Raw genomic sequence first — 18,150 nt, forward strand, 5'->3', positions numbered from 1 at the left:
ACGCGAAAGGGCCCGGATGCCGGGGAGCATCCGGGCCCTCTCACACGGGCACAGGAGGTTACGGGAGCTGGGCCGCCCGCGCCTCACGCCTGTTGTCACGGAAGGTGTTCACCCGCCGCGCCGTGGCGAAGAGCGGGATCACCGCCCCCAGGACGACCTGGAGCGCACAGCCGGTCTGCAGGAGCAGCTGGCCACCCGGGGCGTCGAACGCCCAGGCGGCGAGGAGCCCCATCGCGGAGACGATCCAGCTCAGCATGGCCACCGCGAGGACACCCCGCGGCTTGGGGTACTCGACCCTGCTGACCATCAGCCACGCCACGCCGACGATGGCGAGCAGCGTCGGCACGAAGGGCAGCTCCAGGAGCACGATCGAGACGACCGTCAGCGCTCCGAAGGGGCTCGGCATGCCCTGGAACATGCCGTCCTTCAAGGTCACGCAGGAGAATCTGGCGAGCCTGAGCACCACGGCCAGCAGCACCACGATCGCCGCGAGCGCCGACACGCGCTGGTGCGCGTCGTCGGCGACCATGCCGTACACCAGCACGAAGTACGCCGGTGCGAGGCCGAAGCTGATCAGGTCGGAGAGGTTGTCCAGCTCCGCGCCCATCGGCGAGGACCGCAGCTTGCGTGCCACGAGCCCGTCGAAGAGGTCGAACACCGCCGCCATGAGCATGAGGATCACGGCGGTGGCTGCGGAGTGCCGGGCCATGCCCGACTCGTCACTGCCGGTGAGGTGCGGGATGAGGATTCCCGTGGTGGTGAAGTACACCGCCATGAACCCGCACGTGGCGTTACCGAGCGTGAGGGTGTCCGCTATCGACAGCCGCATCGAGAGCGGCATGTCCTCGGCGTCCTCCTCCTCGGCCTCCGGAACCCAGCCGGCCTGCGTCTCAGGATCAACTACGGTCAATTCGAGTCACCCCCGCGGTCGTGGCCTGGCCGACCTCGACCGCGACCTCGACACCTTCCGGAAGGTAGATGTCGACGCGCGAGCCGAAGCGGATCAGACCGATGCGTTCGCCCTGCTCCACCTTCGTACCCTGCGGGATGTAGGGGACGATGCGACGGGCGACCGCTCCCGCGATCTGCACCATCTCGATGTCGCCGAGCTCGGTGTCGAAGTGCCAGACAACGCGTTCGTTGTTCTCGCTCTCCTTGTTGAACGCCGGAACGAACCCGCCAGGGATGTGTTCGACCGAGGTCACGGTGCCGGCCAGGGGGGCCCGGTTCACGTGGACGTTCAGCGGGCTCATGAAGATCGCGACGCGGGTGCGCCCGTCCTTCCACGGCATGATGCTCTGCACCACGCCGTCGGCCGGCGAGATGACGCGGCCCTGGGTGATCTCGCGCTCGGGGTCGCGGAAGAACCACAGCATGCCCGCCGCGAGCGCGGTGGTGGGCACGGCCACGGCCGCCCAGCGCCCGGACCGGCGGGCCCGGGCGAGGCTGAGCGCCGCGGTTGCGACGGTCGGGAGGAGCCACGGCGATGCTCCGCGGGCGAGGCGGACCCCGCCGCGGGATGCAGAGTTCTGACTGTCGGGCATGGATGACCTTCGTAGCGGATGATGCCGCGCTGGCAACGGGGGGACGGCGGCTTTCCGGCGATGCTATCGGGTGCGAGCGGCAACTGGGCAAGCCAGCAGCCGAGTCGGACAGCTGAAAGGCTCCGGACGAGGTTGACAGGGTGTGATGTTCTTCGCCACCAAATCATCTCGAAGGGGACAATCAGCCCTGGAGTCGGTACTCCTCGAGCAGCCGGCGACCGATGATCATTTTCTGGATCTCGGCGGTACCTTCACCGATCAGCAGCATCGGGGCCTCACGGTAGAGGCGCTCGATCTCGTACTCCTTGGAGAAGCCGTAGCCGCCGTGGATACGGAAGGCGTCCTCGACGACTTCCTTGCAGTACTCGGAGGCGAGGTACTTCGCCATCCCTGCCTCCAGGTCGTTCCGCTCCCCGGAGTCCTTTTTGCGTGCTGCGTTGACCATCATCGCATGGGCCGCTTCGACCTTGGTGGCCATTTCGGCCAGTTTGAACTGGATCGCCTGGTGCTGGGCGATGGGTTTTCCGAAGGTCTCACGCTGCTGGGCGTACGAAACACCCAGTTCGAATGCACGTTGCGCGACACCGCAGCCACGTGCGGCGACATTCACCCGTCCTACCTCGACACCGTCCATCATTTGGTAAAAACCTCGGCCGGTGGTGCCGCCCAGAACACGATTGGCCGGAATGCGCAGTCCGTCCATGATGAGTTCGGTCGTGTCGACGCCCTTGTAGCCCATCTTGTCGATCTTCCCGGGGATCGTGAGTCCGGGACGGACCTCGCCGAAACCCGACTCCTTCTCGACGAGGAAGGTCGTCATCGACCTGTGCGGCGCGGCGGCCGCCTCGTCAGGGAAGTGTCCTTCGTCACTCCTGCACAGGACGGCCACGAGCGTGGAGGATCCGCCGTTCGTCAGCCACATCTTCTGGCCGTCCAGGACGTACTCGTCGCCGTCGCGGACGCCCTTCGAGGAGATCGCCGCCACGTCGGACCCCAGCGCCGGCTCGGACATCGAGAACGCGCCGCGCACCTCGCCCAGCGCCATGCGCGGGAGGAAGGTGTCCTTCTGCTCCTGCGTGCCGTGCTGCTTGAGCATGTACGCCACGATGAAGTGCGTGTTGATGATGCCCGACACGCTCATCCAGCCGCGGGCGATCTCCTCGACGCACAGCGCGTAGGTGAGCAGCGACTCGCCCAGACCGCCGTACTCCTCGGGAATCATCAGCCCGAACAGGCCGAGTTCCTTGAGTCCTTCGACGATTTCCGTCGGGTACTCGTCGCGGTGCTCCAGCGCGGTCGCGACGGGAATGATCTCCTTGTCGACGAAATCACGGACCGTGGAGAGGATTTCCTGCTGGACGTCCGTCAGGCCGGCGGTCTGCGCGAGTCGGCTCATGGCTACTTCTCCACGTTCTTCTGCGGCGGCTGGATCGGCTCCGGGCGGCCGGGCTGTTCGCCGCCCCGCTCCTTGATGTACGTCTCGGTGGGGACCATCACCTTGCGGCGGAACACGCAGACGAGCGTGCCGTCCTGCTTGTACCCCTTCGTCTCGACGTGGACGACGCCGCGGTCGCTCCTGGACCTCGACGGGGTCTTGTCGAGCACGGTCGTCTCGCCGTAGATCGTGTCGCCGTGGAAGGTGGGTGCGACGTGCTTCAGCGATTCCACCTCCAGGTTGGCGATCGCCTTGCCGGAGACGTCCGGCACCGACATCCCGAGCAGCAACGAGTAGATGTAGTTGCCCACGACGACGTTCTTGCCGAAATCGGTCGTCCGCTCGGCGTAATTGCTGTCCATGTGCAGCGGATGGTGATTCATGGTCAGCAGGCAGAAGAGGTGGTCGTCGTATTCCGTGACCGTTTTCCCGGGCCAGTGCTTGTAGAGAGCACCGACCTCGAACTCCTCAAAAGTGCGGCCGAACTGCATGTCAGGCCTCCGGAGCTTCGAACTTGGAGGTGCGCTGCATGCCGGCTGCACGGCCCTTGCCGGCGATGACCAGGGCCATCTTGCGGCTGGCCTCGTCGATCATCTCGTCGCCGAGCATCGCGGAGCCCTTCTTCCCGCCCTCCTCCGACGTGCACCAGTCGTAGGCGTCCAGGATGAGCTCGGCGTGGTCGTAGTCCTCCTGCGACGGCGAGAACACCTCGTTCGCCGCGTCCACCTGTCCGGGGTGCAGCACCCACTTGCCGTCGAAGCCCAGGGCCGCGGCACGGCCGGCCACCTCGCGGTAGGCGTCCACGTCGCGGATCTGGAGGAAGGGGCCGTCGATCGCCTGGAGGTCGTGCGTCCGGGCCGCCATCAGGATGCGCATCAGGATGTAGTGGTAGGCGTCGGCCGGGTAGCCGGGCGGCTGCTGGCCGACGACCAGGGTCTTCATGTTGATCGAGGCCATGAAGTCGGCGGGGCCGAAGATCAGGGTCTCCAGGCGCGGCGAGGCGGCGGCGATGTCGTCGATGTTCACCAGGCCCTTGGCGTTCTCGATCTGCGCCTCGATGCCGATCCGGCCGACCTCGAAGCCCATGGTCTTCTCGATCTGGGTCAGCAGCAGGTCCAACGCGATGACCTGCTGCGCGTCCTGGACCTTCGGAAGCATGATGCAGTCGAGGTTCGGGCCCGCGCCCTCGACGACCGTGATGACGTCACGGTAGGTCCAGTGGGTCGTCCAGTCGTTCACCCGGACGACCCGGGTCTTGCCGGTCCAGTCGCCGCCGTTGAGCGCGTCGACGATGTGGTGCCGGGCGCCCTCCTTGGCGAGCGGCGCGCACGCGTCCTCCAGGTCCAGGAACACCTGGTCGGCCGGGAGGCCCTGGGCCTTCTCCAGGAACCGCGGGTTCGACCCCGGAACGGCCAGACACGAACGGCGCGGACGCAGCCGGTTCACGGGGGCCGGGGTGGTGGCGGGCGACGGGCTGGGCGTGGTCATGCGGGGACCTCCAGAGGGTCGAGCTTGTTCGCTGTCCGGATCTCGTCGACGATACGGCCGATGATCTCCGTGATGCCGAAGTCCTTCGGGGTGAAGACGGCGGCGACACCGGCCTCGATGAGAGCCCGGGCGTCGGCCTGCGGGATGATGCCGCCGGCGATCACCGGGATGTCCGTGGCGCCCGCCTCGCGCAGCCGGTTCAGCACGTCCGGTACGAGCTCGGCGTGCGAGCCGGACAGGATGGACAGCCCGACGCAGTGCACGTCCTCGGCCAGCGCGGCGTCCGTGATCTGTTCCGGGGTCAGCCTGATGCCCTGGTAGACCACCTCGAAGCCGGCGTCCCTGGCACGTACGGCGATCTGCTCGGCGCCGTTGGAATGCCCGTCGAGGCCCGGCTTGCCGACCAGCAGGCGCAGCCGGCCCACCCCGAGGTCGTCCGCGGTGCGGGACACCTTCTCGCGTACCAGGGCGAGCGGGGTGCCGGGTTCCGCGGTGACCGCGACCGGCGCGGACGAGACGCCCGTGGGCGCCCGGAACTCGCCGAACACGTCGCGCAGGGCCCAGGCCCATTCGCCCGTGGTGACGCCCGCCCGGGCGCACTCGACCGTCGCCTCCATCAGGTTCCCGGTGCCCGCCGCGGTCTTCTTCAGGGCGGTCAGCGCCTCGGTGGCGCGGGCCTCGTCGCGGTTGTCGCGCCACTCGTGCAGCGCGGCCACGACCCTGGCCTCGTTCTCGGGATCCACCGTCATGATGGCGGCGTCGAGATCGGCGGTCAGGGGGTTGGGCTCGGTCGTCTCGTAGATGTTGACGCCGACGATCTTCTCGTCGCCGGCCTCGATCCGGGCACGCCGGGCGGCGTGCGAGGAGACCAGCTCCGACTTGAGGTACCCGGACTCGACGGCGGCCATCGCGCCGCCCATCTGCTGGATCCGGTCGATCTCGGCCAGTGACTCGGTGACCAGCTCGTCCACCTTGGCCTCGATGACGTGCGAACCGGCGAAGATGTCCTCGTACTCCAGCAGGTCGCTCTCGTGCGCGAGCACCTGCTGGATGCGCAGCGACCACTGCTGGTCCCACGGGCGGGGCAGTCCCAGCGCCTCGTTCCAGGCGGGAAGCTGCACAGCGCGGGCGCGGGCGTCCTTGGAGAGGGTGACGGCCAGCATCTCCAGCACGATGCGCTGGACGTTGTTCTCCGGCTGCGCCTCGGTCAGCCCCAGGGAGTTGACCTGCACCCCGTAACGGAAGCGGCGCTGCTTGGCGTTCGCGATGCCGTAGCGCTCGCGCGTGACCCGGTCCCAGATGCGGCCGAACGCGCGCATCTTGCACATCTCCTCGATGAAGCGGACGCCCGCGTTCACGAAGAAGGAGATGCGGGCGACGACATCGCCGAACCTCTCCTCGGGGATCTGGCCGGAGTCGCGCACCGCGTCGAGGACCGCGATGGCCGTCGACATGGCGTACGCGATCTCCTGGACCGGCGTGGCTCCGGCCTCCTGCAGGTGGTAGCTGCAGATGTTGATGGGGTTCCACTTGGGGATGCGGTTGACCGTGTACGTGATCATGTCCGTCGTCAGCCGCAGCGACGGGCCCGGAGGGAAGACGTGCGTTCCCCGGGACAGGTACTCCTTGACGATGTCGTTCTGGGTCGTGCCCTGGAGCCTGTCCGGGTCGGCGCCCTGCTCCTCGGCGACCACCTGGTAGAGCGCCAGCAGCCACATGGCGGTGGCGTTGATCGTCATCGAGGTGTTCATCTGCTCCAGGGGGATGTCCTGGAACAGCCGCCTCATGTCACCGAGGTGCGAGACGGGCACGCCGACCCGGCCCACCTCGCCGCGGGCGAGGACGTGGTCCGGGTCGTAGCCGGTCTGCGTGGGCAGATCGAAGGCGACCGAGAGACCCGTCTGCCCCTTGGCGAGGTTGCGCCGGTAGAGCTCGTTGGACGCTTCGGCGGTCGAGTGACCGGCGTAGGTCCGCATGAGCCACGGACGGTCCTTCTGACGTTCGGTCATGGTGGACCTCAGACGTTGCGGAAGCGGTTGATGGCGTCGACGTGCTGCTCGCGGAGCTCCGTGTCGCGCACACCGAGGCCCTCCCGGGGGGCGAGCGCGAGGACGCCGACCTTGCCCTGGTGGAGGTTGCGGTGCACGTCGTACGCGGCCTGGCCGGTGTCCTCCAGGGAGTAGACCTTGGAGAGCGTCGGGTGGATCCTGCCCTTGGCGATGAGGCGGTTGGCCTCCCACGCCTCGCGGTAGTTGGCGAAGTGCGAGCCGATGATCCGCTTCAGCGACATCCACAGGTAGCGGTTGTCGTACTCGTGCATGTAGCCCGAAGTGGACGCGCAGGTCGTGATGGTGCCGCCCTTGCGGGTGACGTAGACCGAGGCGCCGAAGGTCTCGCGACCCGGGTGCTCGAAGACGATGTCGATGTCCTCGCCGCCGGTGAACTCGCGGATGCGCTTGCCGAAGCGCTTCCACTCCTTCGGGTCCTGGGTGCGCTCGTCCTTCCAGAACTTGTAGCCCTCGGCGCTGCGGTCGATGATCGCGGTCGCGCCCATCTTCCGGCAGATCTCCGCCTTCTGGTCGCTGGAGACGACACAGATCGGGTTGGCGCCGCCGGCCAGCGCGAACTGCGTGGCGTAGGAGCCGAGTCCGCCGCTGGCGCCCCAGATCAGCACGTTGTCGCCCTGCTTCATGCCGGCGCCGTTGCGCGAGACGAGCTGGCGGTACGCGGTGGAGTTGACCAGGCCCGGGGAGGCGGCCTCCTCCCAGCTGAGGTGCTTCGGCTTCGGCATCAGCTGGTTGGACTTCACGAGCGCGATCTCGGCGAGGCCGCCGAAGTTGGTCTCGAAGCCCCAGATGCGCTGCTCGGGGTCGAGCATCGTGTCGTTGTGCCCGTCGGAGGACTCCAGCTCGACCGAGAGGCAGTGTGCGACGACCTCGTCACCCGGGTTCCAGGCGTTGACGCCGGGGCCGGTGCGCAGGACGACGCCCGCCAGGTCGGAACCGATGACGTGGTAGGGCAGGTCGTGGCGCTTGCTGAGGTCGCTGAGCTTGCCGTAGCGCTCCAGGAAGCCGAAGGTCGAGACCGGCTCGAAGATCGAGGTCCAGACGGAGTTGTAGTTCACCGAGCTGGCCATGACGGCGACCAGGGCCTCGCCCGGGCCGAGCTCGGGCACCGGCACGTCCTCGACGTGGAGGGACTTGCGCGGGTCCTTGTCGCGGCTGGCGACCCCGGCGAACATCTCCGCCTCGTCCTTGTGCACGGTCACCGCGCGGTACGACTCGGGGATGGACAGGGCGGCGAAGTCCGCGGCCGTGCTGTCCTGCGACTGGATCGCGTCCAGGATTTCCTTCACGGTGATGCCTCCGGCAGATCGGGTCTCCGGCGTCGAGGGAACGCCGGAGGGACCCCTATGGGCAGGGGAGCGTGCGGTGTGGAGGTGTGCCGTCGGTTCGGCGGGTGGTGCGTGGCCTGCTCGGTGGAGCAGAAGGGTTGCCTGTGACGCAGGCGCCCGGGCGCGCGGACACGTGGTCTGCGGGGACAGCCGGCGTACGAGAGATCTCTGCACGCCGGCCGCCCGGACTCCTTCAACGTATGGCACTCCGTGACAGGTGGCAAGGCACCCAGTGCCAACAATTTCTCTCAGTTGTCATCTCGTAGGCACGCATGAGCAACATCATGGCCGGTATGCCTGGTTGATCCCGTGGGCGACGGCCCTACGGCGTGGTGCGGTACACGTACGGCGTCGTCGTCCCGAGGGCGGTGAAGCCGAGCCGCCCGAGGATCGGGGCCGACAGCCCGGTCGCGTCGACCTGCAGGAAGCGGTACCCGAGGTCCGCCGCGATCCGGGCCCGGTGGGCGACCAGCGCGCGGTACACCCCCCGGCCCCGCCAGGGGGCCGACGTGCCCCCTCCCCAGAGCCCGGCGAAGCCCGTCCCCGGGTACAGCTCCATCCGGGCGGAACTCACCGGCTCGTCCCCGGCCGTCACCACCACCGCGACGAACGTGTCGGGGGCCTCCGCGAGCCGGGCCAGGCTCTGGTGCCGCAGCCGCGAACCGTCCGTGCCGAACGCCAGCTCATGGGCCCGCACCATCAGCTCCACCCCGGCGGCGTCCGTCACCGTCCGCAGCGTCAGCCCCTCGGGGAGCTCGGCGGGCGCGGCCAGATCCGCCGCCGGTGCGACCAGCAGCGTCTCCGGCGGCTCGGCCGCGAATCCGGCGGCCGACAGGAGCGCGCCGAGCCCGGGCGGGTCGTCGTGTGCGTACAGCTTCCACTCGAACTCGGGGATTCCCAGGGCGGTGTAGTACTCCACCTGCGCCGCGATCTCCGTCCGGGCGCGGCCGGGGGAGAGGCCGGGGGCTGTCCACACCACGCCGTTCCAGTCGTCGGCGCCGCCGGTCCGCCGCACGACGTCGCCCGCTCGCTCGACCCGTGTGCCGGGACCGTCGGGGCGGGCGTGTTCGCGCATCTCGCGGTCGAACACAGTCAGCATCTCATCGGTTTCCATGGGTGCATCCGAGCACGTCCGCACCCTGCCCGACCACCGGTTTCTCCCTCCGGCGGCGTCAACGCGCGGGTTCGGGGCAGGTGGAAGTGATCTTGATCGGGCACGGCGGACAGGGGCGGGCAGGACGATGGCGATACGGGTGCGCAGACACGGCCGCGAGGGGCGCGGCCATGCTTTCGACCTGCGGCGGACGGCGTTCGGGTTCACACTCCTCGCCGTCCTCGTCTGCGGCGCGGGCCTGACGGTGCGCGCGGTCCTCCGCAGTGCCGAACGGCACCCGGCCGTCGCCGTGGTCGTCGCCGCGCTGCTGGTGGCCGGGGCCGCCGCGCTCCTGCGCGGGCGCCGCAACCGGAGAGCGGCCGCCGACGCGGCTGCGGCGGCGCTGGAGGCCGCGTACGAGGTCGTGGACGCCGCCCTGGAGGAGCAGACCGCCGCGGAGACCGTGGCGGCCACCGAAGAACTGCGGCGCCCCGTACCGGTCGACTACGCGGCCCTGGACCCGTACGAGTTCGAGGAGGCCGTGGCCGGGCTCTGCCGACGCGACGGCTGCCGGGACGCCGAGGTCGTCGGGGGCGCCGGCGACCTCGGCGCGGACGTCGTCGCCACCCTGCCGGACGGCCGGCGCCTGGTCGTCCAGTGCAAGCGGTACACGGCCGACAACAAGGTGGGATCCCAGGACCTCCAGCGCTTCGGGGGCACCTGCTACGCGGTGCACGGCGCGGAGGCGGCCGTGGTCGTCACCACCGGCGCGTTCACCGGGCCCGCTCTGGAGTACGCCGAGCAGTGCGGGATCCTCTGCGTCGACCTCGACGGGCTCACCGCGTGGAGCGAGGGCAGTGCGGCCCCGCCCTGGCACGCCGGGGCGCCCGTGGAGCCCGGCGGCACGATGGCCGCGGAGCCCGTCACGGGGTGAAGGCGCCGCTCAGCGCTCCTCCAGCGCCTTCCGGATCGTGCGCATGACCTCGTCGAGCGGGGCGTCGACGCGGGCCACGGCCACCAGCACCTCGCCCTCCGCCGACACGGAGGCCGCGGGGGCGGCGGAGGTCCTCGCGGGGTCACCGCCCACGGTGCGCCCCGCTCCGATCCCGGTGCCGAAGGTCTCGCGCACGATCGCGAACGCGTGGTCGAGCTGCGCCTCCACGTCCCCCTGGCCGCCCGCCCGCAGCCAGCGCCGCAGCACATGGTTGTGCGCGGTCACCACGGCGGAGGCGGCGACCTCGGCCAGCAGGGGGTCGTCGTTGCCGACGTGGTGGTCCCGCTCGTCGAAATGGCCCAGGAGATAACGGGTGAACAGTCGCTCGTAGCGGGCCACCGAGGCGATCTCGGCCTCCCGGAGCGTGGGCACCTCGCGGGTCAGCTTGTAGCGCGCCACGGAGACCGCGGGCTTCGCCGCGTACATCCGCATGACCTCCTTGATGCCGCGGCACACGGTGTCGAGCGGGTGCTCGTGCGCGGGTGCGGCGTTCAGGACGGCCTCGGCCCTGACGAGGGTGTCGTCGTGGTCCGGGAAGATGGCCTCTTCCTTGGAGCGGAAGTGGCGGAAGAACGTCCGCCGTGCCACCCCGGCGGCCCCCGCGATCTCGTCGACCGTCGTCGCCTCGTACCCCTTCGTGGAGAAGAGTTCCATGGCCGCGGCGGCCAGTTCGCGGCGCATCTTCAGCCGTTGGGCGGCGGCGCGGGTGCCGGCGGCGCTCTCCGGGGCGTCCGTCGCGGCGGAGGAACGGGGGGACTTGGCGGGTTGGGACATGGTGTGAACGTAACCCATCGCCGCCGGGGAGTGCGCCCGCGGGGGCGGGTCGCCCGGGGGTCCGAGCAGCCCGCCCCACCTGGCCCCCGGCTCAGCGCCGGGCATATTCGCGGAAGCCGCGCCCCGTCTTGCGGCCGAGGCAGCCCGCGGCCACCAGGTGCTCCAGCAGCGGCGCCGGGGCGAGCCCCGGGTCGCGGAACTCGCTGTGCAGGACCTTCTCGATCGCGAGCGAGACGTCCAGGCCGACCACGTCGAGCAGTTCGAACGGGCCCATGGGGTAGCCGCCGCCCAGCTTCATGGCCGCGTCGATGTCGTCGAGCGTCGCGTAGTGCTCCTCGACCATCTTGATCGCGTTGTTGAGATAGGGGAACAGCAGCGCGTTCACGATGAAACCGGCCCGGTCGCCGCAGTCCACCGGGTGCTTGCGCACCTTCACGCAGACCTCGCGGACGGTGGCGTGCACGTCGTCGGCGGTCAGCACCGTGCGGACCACCTCGACCAGCTTCATCGCGGGCGCGGGGTTGAAGAAGTGCATCCCGACGACGTCCTCGGGCCGCGAGGTCACCCTGGCGACCGCCACCACCGGCAGCGACGACGTGGTCGTCGCCAGCACCGCACCCGGCTTGCAGACCTTGTCCAGGGTCTGGAACAGCTGACGCTTGACGTCCAGGTCCTCGGCGACCGCCTCGACCGCGAGGTCGACGTCGGCGAAGGAGTCCAGCGACCCCGACGCGGTCACCCGGGCGAGGGTCTCGTCCCTGGCCTCCTCCGACATCCGGCCCTTGGCCACCGAACGCCCCAGGGACTTGGCGATCCGCGCCTTGGCGCTGTCAGCCTTCTCCTGGCTCCGCCCGGCGAGGACCACGGAGTAACCGGCCTTCGCGAAGACCTCCGCGATGCCCGAGGCCATCGTGCCCGAACCGGCGACACCCACCGACGCGACCGGGCGCCCGGCGACCGTGCCGGTGTTCTCCGCCGGCGTCAGGGCGTCCGCCACCACGGTCTGGCTCCCGGGTGCGTCGTACGTGTAGAAACCGCGTCCCGCCTTGCGCCCGGTCAGACCCGCCTCGGTCAGCTGGCCCAGCACCGGGGCTGGGGCGTGCAGCCGGTCGTGCGACGCCGCGTACATGGCCTCCAGGACCGTCCTGGCCGTGTCGATGCCGATGAGGTCGAGCAGCGCCAGCGGGCCCATGGGCAGTCCGCAGCCCAGCTTCATGGCCGCGTCGATGTCCTCACGGGAGGCGTAGTTCGCCTCGTACATCGCGGCGGCCTGGTTCAGGTAGCCGAAGAGCAGGCCGTCGGCGACGAATCCCGGGCGGTCGCCGACCGCGACCGGCTCCTTGCCCAGTTCACGCGCGAGCCGGGTGACGCTCTCCACGGCGGGCGGGGCGGTCAGCACGGAGGAGACCACCTCGACGAGCTTCATCGCGGGCGCGGGGTTGAAGAAGTGCAGGCCGAGGACGCGTTCGGGGTGCTGCGACTCGGCGGCCAGCCGGGTCACCGACAGGGCGTTCGTGCCCGTCGCCAGGATCGCGGTGGGGGAGACCACCGCGTCCAGCTCGCGGAAGACCTGCTGCTTGATCTCGTACGTCTCCGGCACGACCTCGATCACCAGCTCCGCGTCCGCGGCGGCCTGCAGGTCGGAGAACGTGCGGAAGCGGGCCAGGATGTCGCGCCGCTCCTGCTCGGTGATCCGCTCACGGCTCACGGCGCGAGCGGTGGAGGCCTCCAGGGAGGCGACGGCCTGACGCGCGGCGGCTTCGCTGACGTCGATGCCGACGACCTCGCGGCCCGCCCGGGCCAGGACCTCGGCGATGCCGGTTCCCATGGTGCCGAGGCCGACGACGGCAATGGTGCTGAGGGGGATGTCCATCACGGGACTCCAGGGTGAGTGACGACTGTGAGGAGCACGGCGGCGCGTGCGGTCGGACCGACCGGCGCCCGGTGTGCGGAAATCGCGTGTCGTGGTGCACGGTCCCGGGCACTCGCGCGCACCGGGGGGAAAGGTGACGGGCTCTGTCCCGGAGCCACGTCTCACGAACTGCCGAACCGACAAGCACTCCAGGTGGCTGCGTCACCAGGCCACCGGAGCCTGCGGGTGTGTGTCCCGCTCACCTGAGCTTAACCGGCGAGTAACGAGCGCGCCAGCCCTGGCCGGATGTGCACTGGCACACAGTTCGCCGGACACGTTGGGTGTGCGGAGATAAACTCAGCGTCATGGATGAGGAGTTCCGCTCGCTGACGGACCGGATCGCGGGCGAGGCGGGCGAGTCGGAGGCCCTGCGCGCGCTGCTCGCCACTGAGGACCACGAGGAACTGGCCCAGGTCCTCGTGGAGCGTGAACACCCCCTGTGGGCACGCGAGATCGCGGCGTTCCGCCTCGGCTGCCGGGGCGACCGCCGGGCCTTCGAGGCGCTGGTCCTCCTCCTGAACCACCGCGATCCCGAGCGCTGCGTATCGGCCGCGCACGCGCTCCGGCTCCTCGGCGACCCCCGGACGCCCAGGGCGGCGGCCGCACTCGCCACCAACAGCATGCGGACCGCCTACGCCCTGTATCCGGTGCGGCTGCTGACCGCCCTGCGCGCGCCCGAGTCGGTGCCCGCCCTGGTCAGCACCCTGCAACGGCTGCTCACCCCCGACGAGCCGCACTGGCGCGTCGCGCTCGCCTGTGTCGAGGGGCTGGGGGACCTGGAGGACGGCAGGGCCCGCCCGGTCCTGGAGGCGGCGCTGCCCCACCCGCGCCTCGGCACGGCGGCGGCAGCGGCCCTCAGCCGGCTTCCACCGGACTGAGCGCGCGTACGTACCTGACCTCGGGGAGCAGGGCGCCGCCCGTCTCGACGGCCTCCTCCGCGCCGTCCGGCCGGAATCCCGCCCGTTCGTAGAAGCGCCGCGCCCGGGTGTTCTCCTTCAGCACCCAGAGCGCCATCTCGCGAAAGCCGTCCGCCCCGGCGCGGGCCGTCGCCCGCTCCAGGAGCGCGCGCCCGGTGCCCGTGCCGATGCTGTCCGGGTCCACGTAGAGCGCGTACAGCTCGGCGCGGGCGGGCCTGCCGGTGCCGTCGCGGCACGGACCGTGGCACGCCCAGCCCGTCACGGTGGTGTCCGCGGCCATGGCCACGAGGTTCACCGGGCCTCCCGCCGACAGGAGACCGGCCCGGCGCCGCTCGGCGTCCCGTGGGGCGTGCATCGCGTCGAGGTGGGCCTGCGGGACGAGACCGGCGTAGGCGTGCCGCCAGCCGCGGACCCGTATCTCCGCCACGGCGTCGCAGTCGGCGAGTGTCATGTCGCGTACGCGCACACCGGGGGCGTGCGCGGCGGTGGGGCGTGTGGTCACGCGGCCCATCCTGGCGCACGCCCCCGGCCCGGGGCACCGTGATTTCTCAGCCGCGGAAGCCGAGGAGGCCGTGCAGGGTGCTGCCCTTCGTGTTCGCCGCGGCCTTCGTGGACGCGACCGCCTTCGGCTCGGGCAGTGCGTCGCAGACCGCGTCCGCGCCGCTGCCGCCGCGCTTCGGCAGGGTGCCGTCGGCCAGATAGGCCGTCAGGTGCTTGTCCAGGCAGCTGTTTCCGCTGAGCGTGATGCCGTGGTTGCCGCCGCCCTGTTCCACGACGAGGCCGGAGCCCTTGAGCCGGCGGCTCATGGTGACACCGCCCTCGTACGGGGTGGCCGCGTCGTCCGTCGCCTGGAAGAGGAGGGCCGGCGGGATCCTGTCGTTGGTGACCCGCACGGGCTCCAGCGGCTCCACCGGCCAGGTCGCGCACGGGGCGTTGTACCAGGTGTTGTTCCACGACATGAACGGCGACTTGCGGTGGGCGTCCCAGGTGTCGTCGCGCCACGCGCTCCACGTCCGGGGCCAGCCCGCGTCGCGGCACTGCACGGCCGTGTAGACGGAGTAGCCGTTGTCGCCGCTCCGGTCCACGGCGCCGAAGTCCTCGTACGCGGTGGCGAGCGCGTCCTGGTCGCCGTCGTTCACGTACGCGGCGAACGCCTCGGCCAGGCGGGGCCAGTACCCGTCGTAGTAGCCGCCGGGCATGAAGGTGTCCTCCAGCTCGCCCGGGCCCACCTTGCCCGCCGCCGGGTGGTCCTTGACCTCGGCGCGCATCCAGTACCAGGCGCTCTCGACCTGGGCCGGGTCGCTGCCCAGCCCGTAGGTGGCGTCGTTCTTCGCGACCCACGCGGCGAAGGCCTTGTGGCGGGCGTCGAACGCGTGGTCCTGGCCCAGGTTGTCCTCGTACCAGACGCCGTCCGGATCGACGACCGAGTCCAGCACCAGGCGGCGCACGCGCTCGGGGAAGAGCTTGGCGTAGACCGCGCCGAGGTAGGTGCCGTACGAGTAGCCGAAGTAGTTGATCCGCTGGGCGCCGAGGGCCCCGCGGATGACGTCGAGGTCCTTCGCGGCGCTGACCGTGTCCATGTACGGCAGCAGGTCGCCGTGCTTCTCGCCGCACGCGGTGGCGAAGGAGGCGGCCCTGTTCCGTGCCGTCCGCTCGGCCTCGTCCGAGTCCGGGACGCTGTCGGGGCGCACCGGGGCGAAGTACTTCGGCAGACAGTCCAGGGCCGGGGTGCTCTTCCCGACCCCGCGCGGGTCGAACCCGATCACGTCGTACTGCGCGGCGACCGCCTTGGGCAGCGAGGCGGCGACGAAGCCCGCCATGGAGAGACCGCTGCCCCCGGGGCCGCCCGGGTTGACGAGGAGCGGGCCCTGGAAGGTCTTCGCCGTGTGCGGGATGCGCGAGAGCGCGAGGGTGATCCGCATGCCCGACGGGTTGTCATGGTCGAGCAGGGAGCGGACGGTCGCGCACTGCAGGGCCGGGTACGCCTTCGTCCCGCAGGCCTTCCACTTGAGGGGCGCGGCCGCACGCGGGACGGCGCCGTCCGTCCCCGCGGACCGCGCCGACGCGGTGGACGGGGCGGCGGTCACCAGGCCGGCGACCGTGGCACCCACCGCGACCAGAATTCCTGCACGTTTCGTCATACGGCCTCCCGGGATAAGGCGATGCGGCTGTGGGTGGCACAGCCCCCGCCGCATGCTTCCCGGATCCGGCACCGGCAGGACACCTGACGCCGCGAGTTGACCCGTTCGGGCAGGGAGACGGGTGAGGTCAGAGCAGGGTCAGCTGGGTGGGGCCGTCCGTGGCGGCGTCCGGCGTGTCCGGGGTGCCGGTCCGGGTGATCCGGCGGGCGCCTCCCCGGTCGGCGGGCCCGATGCCGAACTCGGCGGCCAGCTCGTGCACCCGGCGGGTGATGCCCCGCTGGTACCAGGTGGGGGCGTACGCCCCGTCGGCGTACATCCGCTCGTAGCGCGGTACGAGGTGGGGGTGGTGGCGCGCCAGCCACTGCATGAACCACTCGCGTGCGCCCGGCCGCAGATGCAGCACGAGCGGGGTCACCGAGGTCGCCCCGGCTTCGGCGATGGCGCGGACCGTGGCACGCAGCTGGTCGGGGTGGTCGCCGAGGAAGGGGATGACCGGTGCCATCAGCACCCCGCAGCCGATCCCGTTGCCGGCCAGGGCGCGGACGACGTCCAGGCGCCGCTCGGGGGCCGGCGTGCCCGGCTCGACCGTGCGCCAGAGCTCGCGGTCGGTGAAGCCCACGGAGACGCTGACGCCGACCTCGGTGACCTGGGCGGCCTGCCGCAGCAGGTCGAGGTCGCGCAGGATCAGCGTGCCCTTCGTGAGGATCGAGAAGGGGTTCGCGTGGTCGCGCAGCGCCGCGATGATGCCGGGCATCAGCCGGTAGCGGCCCTCCGCCCGCTGGTAGCAGTCGACGTTGGTGCCCATGGCGATGTGCTGGCCGTGCCACCGGTGCGAGGAGAGGTGGCGGTGCAGCAGTTCGGCGGCGTTGACCTTGACGACGATCTGGGAGTCGAAGCCGAGGCCGGTGTCGAGGTCGAGATAGCTGTGCGTCTTGCGTGCGAAGCAGTAGACGCAGGCGTGGGAGCAGCCCCGGTAGGGGTTCACCGTCCATTCGAACGGCATGCGGGAGGCGCCGGGCACCCGGTTCACGATCGAGCGGGCCCGGATCTCGTGGAAGGTGATGCCCCGGAATTCGGGTGTGTCGAAGGTGCGGGTGGTCACCGCGTCCGCAGCGAAGAGCGCGGCATTGCCCTGTTTCGCGGTGTTCTCTGTCAGATTGTCCCAGCGCATGGGCGCCTCCTCGGTAGTACTGCGCAGAGAATAGAACATGTGTTCCCTTGATCGTGCGCGGCGGAACGTGGGCAGTCGCACACGGGGCCTGTCCGCGGCCCTTCGCCGGGCGCCGCGGGCGCACGGGTTCCGGCACGTCCGTCACCGACCAGGAGGTCCTGCATGACCAGCAAGTTCACCGAGCTCGGCATCGACTGCGCCGACCCCGCAACGCTCGCCCGGTTCTGGTGCGCGGTCCTGGGCTACGGCGTACGGGACACGGGGGACGGGCTCGTCACCATCGGCCCGGCGGTGGCCGACGCGGGCGGGGGGCGCCCCGGCCCGGTACCGCCGGTGCTCACCTTCGCGCGGGTGCCCGAGGGCAAGACCGTCAAGAACCGGCTCCACCTCGACGTCAGCCCGGCCGACAGGGAGCAGGACGAGGAGGTGGCCCGCCTGCTCGCCCTGGGGGCCCGGCGGTCCGACGTGGGCCAGGGGGACGAGAGCTGGGTCGTGCTCGCCGACCCGGAGGGGAACGAGTTCTGCGTCCTCGCGGCGCGACGCCCCTGAGCACCGGCCGCCCGCACGGCCGCTCGCTCCGTGCCCGGGCCCTTCGCGTGCCCCGGCCCTTCGTGTGCCCCGGCCCTTCGTGTGCCGGGGCCACCGCGGGCGAACAGGGCCCGCGGGGCGCCGACTTCGCGCGGTTCCCCGCCCATGCACACCCGGCCCCGCCCCGGGCCCGATTTTGAGGGGTCGTGCCCGAGGTGGTTGGCTCATCAGCACCCCGAACACCCGAGTGCTGGAGGAACAGGCATGGCGCAGGTCGAGGCCACCACAGAGCGGATCATCGCGGCGGACGCAGAGACGGTGTTCGACGCGCTCGCCGACTACAAGGAGGTCCGGGGCAAGGTCCTGACCGGGCACTTCAGCGAGTACGAGGTGCGCGAGGGCGGGGACGGCGAGGGCACGCTCGTCCACTGGAAGCTCCAGGCGACGAGCAAGCGGGTCCGCGACTGCCTGCTCGAGGTGACCGAGCCCACCGACGGACAGCTGGTCGAGAAGGACCGCAACTCCTCGATGGTGACGACCTGGACGGTGACCCCGGCCGGTGAGGGCCGCTCCAAGGCCGTCGTGTCGACGGTGTGGAACGGCGCCGGCGGCATCGGCGGGTTCTTCGAGAAGACCTTCGCACCCAAGGGGCTCGGCCGGATCTACGACGAGGTGCTGCAGAACCTCGCCGCCGAGGTCGAGAAGTAGGCCTGTCCCCCCTGCTGTTGGCGTCGCACCGGCCTCACCGGAACGAGTGGT

17 protein-coding genes are annotated in these 18,150 nt (G+C 70.7%); 4 read left to right on the top strand and 13 right to left on the bottom strand.

The window, feature by feature from the left end; genetic code table 11:
- Positions 1-58: 58 nt before the first annotated feature.
- The 8 genes from pssA to OHT61_RS26945 all read right to left on the bottom strand — a co-directional run bounded on the left by pssA (position 59) and on the right by OHT61_RS26945 (position 8,975).
- Positions 59-910: a CDP-diacylglycerol--serine O-phosphatidyltransferase gene (gene pssA, locus OHT61_RS26910; protein ID WP_329041757.1), complete on the bottom strand. Its 852-nt coding sequence runs from the start codon at positions 908-910 to the stop codon at positions 59-61.
- A complete protein-coding gene (locus OHT61_RS26915; RefSeq protein WP_329041759.1) occupies positions 897-1,544 on the bottom strand; it encodes a phosphatidylserine decarboxylase in 648 nt (215 codons plus the stop codon). The genes pssA and OHT61_RS26915 overlap by 14 nt, the downstream gene beginning before the upstream one ends.
- Before the next feature lie 181 nt (positions 1,545-1,725).
- Positions 1,726-2,940 carry an acyl-CoA dehydrogenase family protein gene (locus tag OHT61_RS26920; protein ID WP_329041760.1) on the bottom strand — a complete coding sequence of 405 codons (1,215 nt, stop codon included), beginning with the start codon at positions 2,938-2,940 and terminating at the stop codon, positions 1,726-1,728.
- A gap of 2 nt (positions 2,941-2,942) precedes the next feature.
- Positions 2,943-3,470, bottom strand: a complete 528-nt coding sequence (locus OHT61_RS26925; protein ID WP_329041762.1) for a MaoC family dehydratase — start codon at positions 3,468-3,470, stop codon at positions 2,943-2,945.
- Position 3,471: 1 nt separating this feature from the next.
- Positions 3,472-4,467: an HpcH/HpaI aldolase/citrate lyase family protein gene (locus OHT61_RS26930; protein WP_329041763.1), complete on the bottom strand. Its 996-nt coding sequence runs from the start codon at positions 4,465-4,467 to the stop codon at positions 3,472-3,474.
- Positions 4,464-6,476, bottom strand: coding sequence for a protein meaA (locus OHT61_RS26935; RefSeq protein ID WP_329041764.1), 2,013 nt, complete (start codon positions 6,474-6,476; stop codon positions 4,464-4,466). The genes OHT61_RS26930 and OHT61_RS26935 overlap by 4 nt, the downstream gene beginning before the upstream one ends.
- A gap of 8 nt (positions 6,477-6,484) precedes the next feature.
- Positions 6,485-7,822 (bottom strand): crotonyl-CoA carboxylase/reductase, encoded by a 1,338-nt coding sequence (ccrA, locus tag OHT61_RS26940; RefSeq protein WP_329041765.1) that lies wholly within the window; start codon positions 7,820-7,822, stop codon positions 6,485-6,487.
- Between the two features lie 361 nt (positions 7,823-8,183).
- Positions 8,184-8,975 (bottom strand): GNAT family N-acetyltransferase, encoded by a 792-nt coding sequence (locus OHT61_RS26945; protein WP_329041766.1) that lies wholly within the window; start codon positions 8,973-8,975, stop codon positions 8,184-8,186.
- 127 nt (positions 8,976-9,102) lie between these two features.
- Between OHT61_RS26945 and OHT61_RS26950 the strand changes: the two genes are divergently transcribed.
- Complete coding sequence (locus OHT61_RS26950) at positions 9,103-9,888, top strand: restriction endonuclease (RefSeq protein ID WP_329041767.1); 786 nt, start codon at positions 9,103-9,105, stop codon at positions 9,886-9,888.
- A gap of 9 nt (positions 9,889-9,897) precedes the next feature.
- Here the strand turns inward: OHT61_RS26950 and OHT61_RS26955 are convergent, their stop codons facing one another.
- Positions 9,898-10,722, bottom strand: coding sequence for a TetR family transcriptional regulator (locus tag OHT61_RS26955; RefSeq protein WP_329041768.1), 825 nt, complete (start codon positions 10,720-10,722; stop codon positions 9,898-9,900).
- Positions 10,723-10,813: 91 nt separating this feature from the next.
- Positions 10,814-12,595, bottom strand: a complete 1,782-nt coding sequence (locus OHT61_RS26960) for a 3-hydroxyacyl-CoA dehydrogenase family protein (protein WP_329041769.1) — start codon at positions 12,593-12,595, stop codon at positions 10,814-10,816.
- A gap of 344 nt (positions 12,596-12,939) precedes the next feature.
- Between OHT61_RS26960 and OHT61_RS26965 the strand changes: the two genes are divergently transcribed.
- Positions 12,940-13,512 (top strand): adenylosuccinate lyase, encoded by a 573-nt coding sequence (locus tag OHT61_RS26965; RefSeq protein WP_329041770.1) that lies wholly within the window; start codon positions 12,940-12,942, stop codon positions 13,510-13,512.
- Here the strand turns inward: OHT61_RS26965 and OHT61_RS26970 are convergent.
- The 3 genes from OHT61_RS26970 to OHT61_RS26980 form a co-directional block, all read right to left on the bottom strand.
- Positions 13,490-14,062 carry a GNAT family N-acetyltransferase gene (locus tag OHT61_RS26970; RefSeq protein ID WP_329041771.1) on the bottom strand — a complete coding sequence of 191 codons (573 nt, stop codon included), beginning with the start codon at positions 14,060-14,062 and terminating at the stop codon, positions 13,490-13,492. The genes OHT61_RS26965 and OHT61_RS26970 overlap by 23 nt on opposite strands.
- A gap of 37 nt (positions 14,063-14,099) precedes the next feature.
- Complete coding sequence (locus tag OHT61_RS26975; protein ID WP_329041772.1) at positions 14,100-15,692, bottom strand: alpha/beta hydrolase; 1,593 nt, start codon at positions 15,690-15,692, stop codon at positions 14,100-14,102.
- Positions 15,693-15,819: 127 nt separating this feature from the next.
- Positions 15,820-16,863 (bottom strand): Rv2578c family radical SAM protein, encoded by a 1,044-nt coding sequence (locus tag OHT61_RS26980; protein WP_329041774.1) that lies wholly within the window; start codon positions 16,861-16,863, stop codon positions 15,820-15,822.
- A gap of 162 nt (positions 16,864-17,025) precedes the next feature.
- Here OHT61_RS26980 and OHT61_RS26985 point away from each other — a divergent pair, with 162 nt between their 5' ends.
- A complete protein-coding gene (locus OHT61_RS26985; protein WP_329041775.1) occupies positions 17,026-17,412 on the top strand; it encodes a VOC family protein in 387 nt (128 codons plus the stop codon).
- Between the two features lie 243 nt (positions 17,413-17,655).
- A complete protein-coding gene (locus OHT61_RS26990) occupies positions 17,656-18,099 on the top strand; it encodes an SRPBCC family protein (protein WP_329041777.1) in 444 nt (147 codons plus the stop codon).
- Positions 18,100-18,150 lie beyond the last annotated feature (51 nt).

The organism is Streptomyces sp. NBC_00178, assembly GCF_036206005.1.
Lineage (GTDB): Bacteria > Actinomycetota > Actinomycetes > Streptomycetales > Streptomycetaceae > Streptomyces.